Annotated in this window: 8 protein-coding genes; 5 read left to right on the forward strand and 3 right to left on the reverse strand. The window is 43.7% G+C overall.

Annotated elements, in window-relative coordinates; genetic code table 11:
* The first annotated feature begins 30 nt into the window (after positions 1–30).
* The 5 genes from IEV39_RS03110 to cntB all read left to right on the forward strand — a co-directional run bounded on the left by IEV39_RS03110 (position 31) and on the right by cntB (position 6,403).
* Entirely contained in the window at positions 31–1,686 is a 1,656-nt protein-coding gene (locus IEV39_RS03110; protein WP_167510617.1) for a BCCT family transporter, read from the forward strand.
* The gene (locus IEV39_RS03115; protein WP_005286897.1) at positions 1,683–2,636 is read left to right on the forward strand and encodes an alpha/beta hydrolase; all 954 of its coding nucleotides are present in this window, start codon (positions 1,683–1,685) and stop codon (positions 2,634–2,636) included. Before IEV39_RS03110 ends, IEV39_RS03115 begins: the two co-directional genes overlap by 4 nt.
* Positions 2,637–2,700: 64 nt before the next feature.
* The gene (cntA, locus tag IEV39_RS03120; RefSeq protein ID WP_005286894.1) at positions 2,701–3,816 is read left to right on the forward strand and encodes a carnitine monooxygenase subunit alpha; all 1,116 of its coding nucleotides are present in this window, start codon (positions 2,701–2,703) and stop codon (positions 3,814–3,816) included.
* Between the two features lie 75 nt (positions 3,817–3,891).
* The gene (locus IEV39_RS03125; RefSeq protein WP_005286891.1) at positions 3,892–5,343 is read left to right on the forward strand and encodes an NAD-dependent succinate-semialdehyde dehydrogenase; all 1,452 of its coding nucleotides are present in this window, start codon (positions 3,892–3,894) and stop codon (positions 5,341–5,343) included.
* Between the two features lie 103 nt (positions 5,344–5,446).
* Entirely contained in the window at positions 5,447–6,403 is a 957-nt protein-coding gene (cntB, locus tag IEV39_RS03130) for a carnitine monooxygenase, reductase subunit CntB (RefSeq protein WP_005286889.1), read from the forward strand.
* 62 nt (positions 6,404–6,465) lie between these two features.
* On the opposite strand, the gene IEV39_RS03135 is transcribed toward cntB, so the two are convergent.
* The 3 genes from IEV39_RS03135 to pcaU all read right to left on the reverse strand — a co-directional run bounded on the left by IEV39_RS03135 (position 6,466) and on the right by pcaU (position 11,203).
* Positions 6,466–8,067 (reverse strand): bifunctional aspartate transaminase/aspartate 4-decarboxylase, encoded by a 1,602-nt coding sequence (locus IEV39_RS03135; RefSeq protein WP_005286886.1) that lies wholly within the window; start codon positions 8,065–8,067, stop codon positions 6,466–6,468.
* A 54-nt stretch (positions 8,068–8,121) separates the two neighbouring features.
* Positions 8,122–9,807, reverse strand: coding sequence for an aspartate-alanine antiporter (gene aspT, locus IEV39_RS03140; RefSeq protein ID WP_005286884.1), 1,686 nt, complete (start codon positions 9,805–9,807; stop codon positions 8,122–8,124).
* Positions 9,808–10,378: 571 nt separating this feature from the next.
* Positions 10,379–11,203 carry an IclR family transcriptional regulator PcaU gene (gene pcaU, locus IEV39_RS03145; protein ID WP_005286882.1) on the reverse strand — a complete coding sequence of 275 codons (825 nt, stop codon included), beginning with the start codon at positions 11,201–11,203 and terminating at the stop codon, positions 10,379–10,381.
* Positions 11,204–11,249 lie beyond the last annotated feature (46 nt).

The following is an 11,249-nucleotide window of genomic DNA, read 5'->3' on the forward strand; positions in this document are numbered from 1 at the left end:
AGGGAATAGTCACTATCCGAGATGGATTGAATAGATATGGATAATCAAATTACAAAACCTTATACAGATAAGACGCTTGCGATCACCAGTCTGGCCGTTGTATTTACCTCGGTGGCTGGTCTGGCAATCTACTCATCTGAATCAATACAGCTGGCGGCAAAATGGATGCAGTGGACCACCTCGGTATTCACTACGCCAGTGCTGTTATTTGCTTTTTTATCAATTATTTTTACCTTCGGTTTGGCCTTTAGTAAATACGGCAAGATCAAGCTCGGTGAAGGCAAGCCCCAATACAGCACCATGTCATGGATTTTCATGTTCATTCTATCTGGGATTGGGTCATCCACCTTGTACTGGGGCTTTCTGGACTGGGCCTATTATTACCAAACGCCGGGGTTGAATTTAGCTCCTGAATCGGCAGCAGCGCTGAAATACAGCGTGGCTTATTCCTTCTTTCACTCTGGTTTGAGTGCATGGTCGATTTATGCTTTGGCATCAATTTCACTGTGCTATAGCTATCATGTCAGAAAGAACAAAGGCTTGAGTCTGGCGTCAATGGTGGAAGCGGTCACAGGCTTTAAAGCAACGGGCCCAGTTGGACGTGTGGTCGACCTGATGTTCTTGCTGTGTATGTTTGGTGCCTTGACCATTTCGCTGGTTTTGACTGCCGTTACCTTTACTAACATTCTTTCGCAACTCACGGGTATTCCAAATACCTTCATGACCAAAGTGATCATCATTTTAGCGGTATCTGTGTTATTCGCACTCAGCTCCTATGTCGGTATGGATAAAGGCATGCAGCGCTTGAGTCATATGGTGTGTTTGGGTGTGGTGCTGTTTGCGATCTATGTGCTGTGCTTTGGACCAACCCAGTTCATTATGAATAATTCATTGATGAGCTTCGGCCTCATGGCAACCAACTTTGTCGATATGAGCCTGTTTACCGACCCGATGGGCGATGGCAAATTCACCCGTGAATGGACGGTGTTCTACTGGTTATGGTGGATTTCTTATGCACCGGGCGTGGCTTTGTTTGTCACCCGTGTATCTAAAGGACGCACCATTAAAGAAGTGATTCTTGCCATGGTCATCGGCGGTAGCGTTGGTTTATGGTTCATCTTTGGGGTATTTGAAAATTACAGCGTTCACAGCTTCATTCACGGTATGGTCAATGTTCCGCAAATCTTGAGTCAGCAAGGTGGTGAAGTGGCGATTGGTCAACTGTTGGGTTTATTGCCAGCAGGCAAGCTGATGATGTGGTTGTTCCTTGGCATTATGGTGATTTTCCTTGCGGCACATATGGATGCGGTCGGTTATGCGGTGTCTGCAACCTGTACCCGTGGTTTAAGTGAAGGGCAAGATCCATCTCCGAATGCGCGTTTGTTCTGGTGTCTGATGTTAACCCTGGTACCGATTGCGATGATTTTCTCAAAGGCACCCTTAGACACCATGAAAACGGCCACCATTGTGACTGCCTTACCGTTTATTGTGATTATTCTGGTACAGACCTATGGCCTGGTGAAATGGTTGATTGAGGATTATTCCAAAGTGCCATCGCATTTGATTGAACAAAGCAGCTTTAGTGATCTGGACGCGCTTGAGCACACTGACCCAAATCAACAGATGCAGATTGATATTGCGGCAACCGCACTGGCCCATAAAAGCAGTCAAAAGGAATTATCATGACACAGCAATCGAACACGCGCTATGAGTTAAGCGAAGAAATGCAAAGTCTGGTGTACTGGAGCAGCATTTATTCAGCCGCGGATAACGATATTGATTCAATACGTGCAGCCTATGATGCGATGTGCCTGCATTACACCTTGCCACGCGATGGGTCAGTCCATATTGAAGATAAAACCGTTGTGCATGCGACTCATCCCGTCAATGTTCGGTTGTATTCCCCATTAGGCCAAGCAGCCGCGGAGGGGTGGCCATGTATCCTGTTTATCCATGGTGGTGGCTGGATGCTGGGCAATCTGGATTCACATGAATTTATCACCCGCTATTTATGCCGTGATCTGAATGTTGCAGTGTTGAGCGTAGATTACCGTTTGATACCAGAACATCATTTTCCTGCGGCTTATGAGGATTGTGAAACGGTCTATCACTGGCTACATGAGCATGGCGCAGACTGGAACATCAATCCAGCGCAGGTGGTATTAGCAGGTGATAGTGCAGGTGGCAATCTAGCCGCAGCACTGGCGGTTCAGTTGCAGCATACAGGGAAACAGGCCTGCGGACTGGCCTTGATCTACCCATGTTTAGGCAGCAGTTTTGATACGGCGTCTTGCCAGCAGCATGCACATGCGCCGTTACTGACGCTAGAGGAAATGCATTATTACCTGAAGGAATATGCACCGAATGCAAGCGACTGGAAAGATACACGTTTAGCGCCATTGAACGCACAGGATTTTTCTGACATGCCACGCAGTTTTGTTGCGGTGGCTGAATACGATCCACTGAGTGACGACGGACGTATTTTCGTGGACAAGTTAAAACAAGCCCATATTGCTGCCGAGTTTTATCTCGGCAAAGGATTACTGCATGGCAGTTTACGTTTAGTACGCGACTGTCCTGTGGTACAGGATTTATATCAGCACATGCTGAGTTCGTTAAAGCAAATGTTCAAGTGATTTGAACACCAGCCAATTTTGATAAAACGGTCGTTAGGACAAAAGAGTTTAATGGAGTAAAACCATGAATGCAGTTGAAAAATTACCAGAAGATTTCTGTTCAAACCCGGATGTGGCATGGACATTCCCCAAAGTGTTCTATACCTCATCTCAGGTATTTGAGCGTGAAAAAGAAGAAATTTTTGCGAAAAGCTGGATTTGCGTGGCACATGGCAGTGAAGTTGCCCAGAACAATGACTATATTACCCGTAAGGTCATTGGTGAAAACATCATCGTGATTCGCGGCAAAGATAGTGTACTGCGTGCATTCTATAATGTCTGCCCACATCGTGGTCATGAGCTGTTAAGCGGTAGCGGTAAAGCTAAAAATGTGATTACCTGTCCGTATCATGCATGGACCTTTAAGCTAGATGGGAGCTTGGCACTGGCGCGTAACTGTGATCATGTCGAGTCTTTTGACAAGCAAAACTCCAGCATGGTGCCGTTAAAAGTGGAAGAATATGGCGGTTTTGTCTTTATCAATATGGATGAAAATGCCACTTGTGTTGAAGATCAGTTGCCTGAATTTGCACAAAAACTGAATGAAGCCTGTGCGGTCATTAAGGATTTGAAACTGGCGGCACGTTTTGTGACTGAAACGCCTGCCAACTGGAAAGTGATCGTGGATAACTATTTGGAATGTTATCACTGTGGTCCGGCGCATCCCGGTTTTGCCGACTCGGTACAGGTGGATAAATACTGGCACACCACCCATCAGAACTGGACGCTGCAATATGGTTATGCACGTTCTTCAGAAAAGTCATTCAAGCTTGACCCATCGGTGAAAGACCCGACCTTTAGCGGTTTCTGGACCTGGCCATGCACCATGTTTAACGTGCCACCCGGTGCAAACTTCATGACCGTGATCTATGAATTTCCGATGGATGCGGAAACCACTTTGCAGCACTACGATATTTTCTTCACCAATGAAGAGTTGACCCAAGATCAGAAAGACTTGATTGAATGGTATCGCAATGTCTTCCGTCCTGAAGACCTGGAACTGGTTGAAAGCGTACAACGTGGCTTGAAATCACGGGGTTATCGTGGTCAGGGCCGGATTATGACTGACAAGCAACGTTCAGGGATCAGTGAGCATGGCATTGCCTATTTCCAGAATCTTGTTGCGCAATATCACAAATAATCGCGTATCAGCTATTCAGTCATTTAAGGTACGGGACGCAGACCGTACCTTGCTTTCAATCGATAGGATCATGACATGTCAACTTTGCAAGAAAGTTCATTATTTCAACAACGCGGATTGATCAATGGTCAATGGGTGAATGCACAATCCAGTGCCACAATCCCTGTGACCAATCCGGCAACGGGTGAAGAAATTGGCCAGATTCCAAATATGGGTGCAGCGGAAGCTACGCAAGCGGTAGAAGTGGCGTATCAAGCTTTAGCAGCATGGAAAGGATTAACGGCACAAAAACGTGCAGATCTGTTACTGGCTTGGTATCAACTGGTTTTGAGCCATGCGGATGAGCTGGCACGGATCATGACCATTGAGCAGGGTAAGCCTTTAGCCGAAGCCTTGGGTGAAGTGAAATATGCCGCTTCATTTATTCAATGGTTTGCCGAAGAAGGCAAACGTGTTTATGGCGATGTGATTCCAACCACCAACAGTCAGCAACGTTTTATTGTGACCAAAGAACCTGTGGGGGTGGTTGCCGCCATTACACCGTGGAATTTCCCGATTGCGATGATTACCCGTAAAGCAGCGCCTGCTTTGGCAGCGGGCTGTAGCATCGTGATCAAACCTGCCAATGAAACGCCGTATTGTGCACTTGCGCTTGCTAAACTGGCAGAAATGGCGGGCATTCCTGCGGGTGTCATTAATGTGGTGACAGGCAAATCGCAAGAGATTGGTTCGGTCTTTACTAGCCATGAAAAAGTCAAAAAACTGACCTTTACCGGTTCTACACCAGTCGGCCGTTTATTGATGCAGCAATGTTCAGGCACCATCAAAAAGTTGGCGTTGGAACTCGGTGGCAATGCACCTCTGATTGTGTTTGATGATGCCGATCTGGATAAAGCGGTACAAGGCGCAATCTTTGCCAAGTTCCGTAATGCTGGGCAAACCTGTGTCTGTGCCAATCGAATCTATGTGCATGACCAGATTTATCAGGCATTTACCGAGAAATTTGTGCAAGAGGTACAGAAATTCAAAATCGGCAATGGTTTGGAATCGAATGTGCAGATCGGACCGTTAATCAATGACAAAGCGGTGTTGAAAGCAAAACAGTTGATTGATGATGCCTGTGAAAAAGGTGCACAAGTGGCGTGTGGTGGTCAACAGCATGCATTGGGTCAGACTTTCTTTGAACCAACGGTGTTAACCGATGTTTCGCGTGATATGGAGATTGTTCAGGAAGAAATTTTTGGCCCCGTTGCACCGTTAATTCGCTTTACGGATGAAGCCGATATGGTGGCACAAGCCAACGATACGATTTTTGGTTTGGCCGCTTATGTTTATAGCGAAAATATTTCACGGATCTGGCGTGTGGCTGAGCAACTGGAATATGGCATGGTCGGGATGAATTCCACCGCTATTTCCAACGAAGTCGTGCCATTTGGTGGTGTCAAACAGTCAGGAGTGGGGCGTGAAGGTTCTAAATACGGTTTAGAAGAATTCATGACCATTAAGTATATGTGTTTAGGATTATAGCAATACTGCCTGTTGGGACGAGCTAAATGTCGACCAACAGGCCATTTGCGTTTAAAAATAGAAAATGCTGGGATGAGCAGCAGGCGGTAAAGAGGATTTAGACATGGCGAGTCATTATGAAATGTTCCCTTCAGTGGTCACTTGTGTAGAGCAACTGACTCCGTTGATTAAACGGTTCACATTTAAACGTCAGGATGGACAAAATTTCCCTCAGTTTAATGGCGGCAGTCATATCATTGTAAAAATGAATGACCAGTTGTCCAATGCTTATTCATTGATGAGCTGTGCTCAAGATCTGTCGACTTATCAAGTCTGTGTACGCAAGGACGTTGAAGGTAAGGGCGGTTCAGTCTTTATGCATGATCAGTGTAACGAAGGCTGCGAGATTCTGATTTCTGAACCGAAGAACCTGTTTCCATTGGCGGCAGATGGCGAGAAACATATTCTGATTGCAGGTGGAATTGGCATCACCCCGTTTGTACCGCAAATGGATGAACTGGCTGCACGCGGTGCCGACTATGAGTTGCATTATGCCTATCGTTCACCAGAGTATGCAGCACTGTTAGAAGAACTCAAACAAAAACATGGCGAACATATATTTAGCTATGTGGATTCGGATGGAAAATGTCTTGATCTTGATCAATTGATTGGGTCTCAACCCAAAGGCACGCATGTCTATGTATGTGGTCCGAAACCGATGATTGATGCGGTGATTGATCGTTGTAATTACCATCGTTATCGCGATGAATATATTCACTGGGAACAATTTGCTTCAACTGTACCTGAAGAGGGGGAAGCATTTACGGTGGTGTTGGCCAAATCCAATCAGCAAGTCGAAGTTCAAGGCAATCAAACCATTTTACAAGCGATTGAATTGCTGAATATTGATGTGGAGTGTTTATGCCGTGAAGGGGTGTGTGGCACGTGTGAAACCACGATTCTAGAAGGTGAGGCAGAGCATTTTGACCAATATCTGAGTGATGATGAAAAAGCCTCACAGCAATCGATGATGATCTGTGTATCACGTGCCAAAGGCAAGAAACTGGTGCTTGATCTTTAATGTAAAGCTTTGAAGAATAAAAAAGCAGCTTAAGCTGCTTTTTTATGTATTTAAGAACAGGTTTATTTTTTGCCTTTCTTGGTTTTTAAGTACTCTTGATAAGATTCTTCAGCAAAGCGTCTTAATGAGTCTCCGATAGCTGCATATTGATATTCATTCAAATTGGCCAATGATGCACGGGCAGATGGATGCAATACACCAAAGCCAGAACCTGGTAACAGCACCACACCTGTTTCATCGGCAACGCGGAATAATAGCTCGGTTGGATTTTTATTCTTCATCACCCAATCCGCAAACTCATCACCATAAAGTGTTCGAGAGGTATTTTCCAGATTGACCAAGGTATAGTAATCAACCGAATTTGGATCTTCTGGCACTGCCACCCCCAATTGGCGATACAGTGCAGCGTCACGTTCACGTACCACGGATTTGACGGCTTTTTTATAGTTCTGTTGTGAATCCATCATATTGAACAGGGCAAACAGGACCATCTGTACTTGCTGTGGCGTAGAAAGCCCTGCGGTATGGTTGAGTGCCACATTACGGCTATCCGCGACCAGACGATCTATAAATTTAATCTTGGCTGGATCAGTCGTTAATGATGAATAACGTTCCTCCAATTCCTTCTTGTCTTTTTTCGACAGTGTCGCCAGCTTTTGATCCAGAATATTATTGTTGGAAAGGGCAATAACGCCAAGTCTCCAACCGGTTGCTCCAAAATATTTAGAGAATGAATACACCAAGATGGTATTGTCTGGACAGACGGCAAACAGTGATTTGAAATTGTCTGCAAAGGTACCGTATACATCGTCAGTCAAAATAATCAGATCAGGTCGTTTTTTTACGATATCAGCCAAGATCGCCAAACCTTCATCGCTAAGTTTTACTGAAGGTGGATTACTTGGATTTACAAGGAAGAACGCTTTAATCGATGGGTCTTCCAGTTTCCGCAATTCAGATTCCGGATATTGCCAGTCGAGCTTTGGATCTGCTTCAATCAGAACTTCCTCCAGTTGATAGTCATTCAGTTTCGGAATTTCCAGATAGGGCGTAAAAATCGGGGTACCAATCGCGATACGATCGCCATGGGCAATCATTTTATTCTCTTTTAATGAGTTAAAAATGTAGGCCATTGCCGCAGTTCCACCTTCGACCGCGAACAAGTCTAAGCCTTCTTTAGGCATGCCCTGGACGCCCATTTCACGCAGGATATATTCTTTGATGATGGATTCACTGATACGTAGCATGCGGTCTGGAACAGGGTAGTTACAGCCTAAGATTCCCTCGACCATTTCCAGTAAAAAAGCATCAGGATCTAAACCGAGCTGATCTCGGACATAGGAAATGGCTTTGCCGAGAAAGACCACGCCGGGTTTATCCCGATTGTGCATAATGAAGTTATCGAAGCGAGATTGCAGACCCACAGGGCGAGGGAAGCCGCCTAAACCTTCTGGCATATAGGAGAATGAAAACTCTGATTCGGTGGTGGAAAATAACCCCAATTGGAAGAATGCTCGACGTGGAATGGTGGCTAAAAAGTTTGGATTACCGCGCCCTGCATTCAGCATCATCCGGTCTGTTTTGCTTTGAGCAAGTTCAATTAAATTATCTTTGAGTTCGAATGGACTGAGTTTTGAGTATTTTGAATAATCAACGTTCCCCATGGGAAGTCTCCTTAATTATAGTTGAAGCAATAAGTGACTGAATAAAAATTATCTTTAGGCAAGGCCGACGATGAGGGGGCCAAGCAAGGTCAAGAATACGTTTGCCAGTGCATAAGTAATGGCGAATGGAACTGTAGGAATGGAGTTTCCTGCTTTATCTAAAATCGCACCAAAGGCAGGGTTGGCACTGCGTGAACCCGATAATGCTCCCGCCATAACCGCAACGTTGTCATAACGCAGCACATAACGTGCAAAAAGCATCGAAAGAATCAGCGGAACTAAGGTGACCACCACACCAATCATAAATAGAGACAGACCGCTGTCTTTAATAGTTTGAATCGCCTGTAGCCCAGATTGCAAACCAACCGCAGCCACGAATCCGGCAAGCCCCAAATCTTTCAATAGCTGCGATGCGGCTAAAGGCATGTTGCCATGAACTTGATTACGGCTACGTAACCAGCCAAACAGAAGGCCTGAGAGTAACGCACCACCACCTGCACCAAGTGTTAGAGGGACATCACCGATGCGAATTACAAACAGACCTATCAATAAGCCGACCACCAGACCAGCACCGTGAAAAATCCAATCGGTTTTTAAGCTTTCTGGTAGTGCTTTTCCTGCTTCTTTCACTAAACGATCAAGATCACTTTTAGTCCCATACACAGTGATGACATCACCTTGCTGTAAAACAGTATCATCATGCAAACTTTGGGTTTCATCATTGCGTTTAATGGCCAGCACATAAATCCCATGTTTTAGATATGCAGGGGTATTTGATTTGATATCAGCAAGCGTACGATGGATATATTTGGAATTTCTCAGGATCACGTCTGTAGTATCCATTATCATTTCCATACCTTGTGATGACTGTAACTCTGTCCCGATCTGCTCGGAAATAGTCACCACACTGGCTCGACGACCGACTAGTAAGATCACATCATCTGTTTGTAATGTGAGTTCTGGTACCACATCAATGAATTGATCTTTGCGTTTGATCCGTTCGATGGTGATGCTACTTTGCTTGGCTTCAAGTTCTGCAACGGTTTGGCCACTGGCTTGTTTGACTTTATAGATACGTCCAACGATTTCTGGCATTGCCAGTTCTTGACCAGGGGCTAATTCAAAAGCACCCTTGAGACGTTCAGACTGCGCTTTTAAAGCATCATCGTGAATTTCCTTACCCATAAATTTAGGCAGAATATTCACACAGACAATAATCGCGCCCAATGAACCAAAAATATAGGTGACGGCATAGCCGATCGCGACATTGGCCTGTAGCTTTTGAATTTCAGCCAAAGGTAAGTCGAGACGGGAAATTGCATCGCCTGCAGTCCCAATAATTGCAGATTGGGTCATGCCTCCTGCGGCTAATCCGGCTGCCAGACCTTTATCGAGGTGGAATAGCTTTGCCATGATCAAGACAGTAATTAAACCACTTACTGCCATGAATACAGCTAACAGGATTTCTTTGATTGATTGGGGGCCAAGCGATTTAAAGAACTGGGGGCCACTTTCAAAACCAACGGCATAAATGAACAATGCAAATAGAATTGCCTTGACTCCGTTATCGACAGGAACCCCGATAAGACTGAGTACCACTGCTACAAGTAGAGACCCTGCTACACCACCAAACTGAAATTTTCCGAATTGAAACTGTCCGATCCAGAAACCGATTGCCAAGGATAAGAACAATAAGATTTCCGGGCTATGTTTTAATTCGCCTTGTAACCATTCAATCATTTTTCGATCTCACTTTTATTATTCGATCTATGTTTAGGTTTAAAATTTATTTATTTTTCATGTGTTTTTTAAAATACTATGCTTCTTTTACTAATACAAATTAACTGATTTTTAGCTAAGCTATTTTATAAAAATATTTATATATCAATTTTTTATTTTAATTATTTAGATTGAGGTGTGACAAAAAAATTAAATATTAAGATAGTAATTACAATAAGTAATTTTTAAATACAAAACATAACATTTAGATTGTGTTGTATAAATTGTGAGCTGCATATCACATTGAAACTAAAAGTGTTAAGTCTTTAGTATATTTATCATTTAGTATGAATACTTAAATACCAATTATAATTTTTTGGAATTAAAATTTTAGTTAAATATGATTTATTTTAAATGTTGATATGAAAGATCTAAAAATGACTGAATAATAAAACAGCAACATGGTTAAGAAAATTAATATTCATTTAAGAAAAGTTGATTAATTTAAACATACCAACACAATTGTTGTCACAGTACACCTTTCGCCACATTCCAGATGTGGCATTTTTTTGCCTTGAATTTAGATGAGGGGTTAAATCACTTGGCGCAAATCACGCGCCGTTTCCTGTAGCAAAGGTAAAATATGCGCAATTAAATAATCCTTGGTAGTGCGCATGGTCGGGGACACAATGTTCAGTGCGGCGACTACGCTGGCATTGGAGTCATATATAGGGACAGCTACAGCATGTACGCCCAGCTCATGTTCTTCACAAGAGTAACACCAATCCTGTTCCTTGATTTCATGCAGTAATTCTAAAAATAGCTCAGTTTCGGTATGCGTATATTTGGTCAGGCGTTTTAATGGATATTTTTCCAGCCAGCACTTTTGTTGTTCGGGCGTTAAATGTGCCAGTAAAATTTTGCCGGCAGAGGTGGCATGGGCAGGGAGGCGATTACCTAAATGCAAACCATAAGGATTGACCCGATCGGTTTGTTGGTGAGCCGCACTACGGGCAATAGTAATTGCTTCATAACCATCTAAAACCATGACCGAGTAAATCAGTGAAGTCTGATTGGTTAAAAGATTTAATAAGGGCTGACAGATTTTGGGAAGTGTAGAACCATCCAGATAAGCCCCTGAAAATTTTAGAATCTTGGGAGATAAATAATAATAATGCCCATCAAAATCTAAATAGCCTAAGTATTCTAATGTGAGTAAATGGCGTCGTGCAGCAGCACGGGTCATGCCGGTTTTTTCAGCCGCTGTACTCATATTCAAGCGGTGTCGTTCGGGACCGAAGCATTCCAGAATAGCCAAGCCTTTCGCGATTCCTGCAATAAAGTCTTCATGGCGGATGGTCTTTTTATTTTCATTATGGTGAATTAATCGAGGACTTTTAGCTTCATCATTTTCCATTGATTAGGTATCCGTTCCAAATCTTTTGTTGAAGAATTATTCTAAA

It is taken from the genome of Acinetobacter courvalinii (assembly GCF_014635545.1).
In the GTDB taxonomy this organism is placed as follows: Bacteria; Pseudomonadota; Gammaproteobacteria; order Pseudomonadales; family Moraxellaceae; genus Acinetobacter; species Acinetobacter courvalinii.

What these genes read in the sequence shown, in the direction of transcription:
- IEV39_RS03115 (WP_005286897.1), top strand. Translation starts at nt 1,683, where the DNA reads ATGACACAGCAATCGAACACGCGCTATGAGTTAAGCGAAGAAATGCAA.
- cntA (WP_005286894.1), top strand. Translation starts at nt 2,701, where the DNA reads ATGAATGCAGTTGAAAAATTACCAGAAGATTTCTGTTCAAACCCGGAT.
- IEV39_RS03125 (WP_005286891.1), top strand. Translation starts at nt 3,892, where the DNA reads ATGTCAACTTTGCAAGAAAGTTCATTATTTCAACAACGCGGATTGATC.
- cntB (WP_005286889.1), top strand. Translation starts at nt 5,447, where the DNA reads ATGGCGAGTCATTATGAAATGTTCCCTTCAGTGGTCACTTGTGTAGAG.
- IEV39_RS03135 (WP_005286886.1), bottom strand. Translation starts at nt 8,067, where the DNA reads ATGGGGAACGTTGATTATTCAAAATACTCAAAACTCAGTCCATTCGAA.
- aspT (WP_005286884.1), bottom strand. Translation starts at nt 9,807, where the DNA reads ATGATTGAATGGTTACAAGGCGAATTAAAACATAGCCCGGAAATCTTA.
- pcaU (WP_005286882.1), bottom strand. Translation starts at nt 11,203, where the DNA reads ATGGAAAATGATGAAGCTAAAAGTCCTCGATTAATTCACCATAATGAA.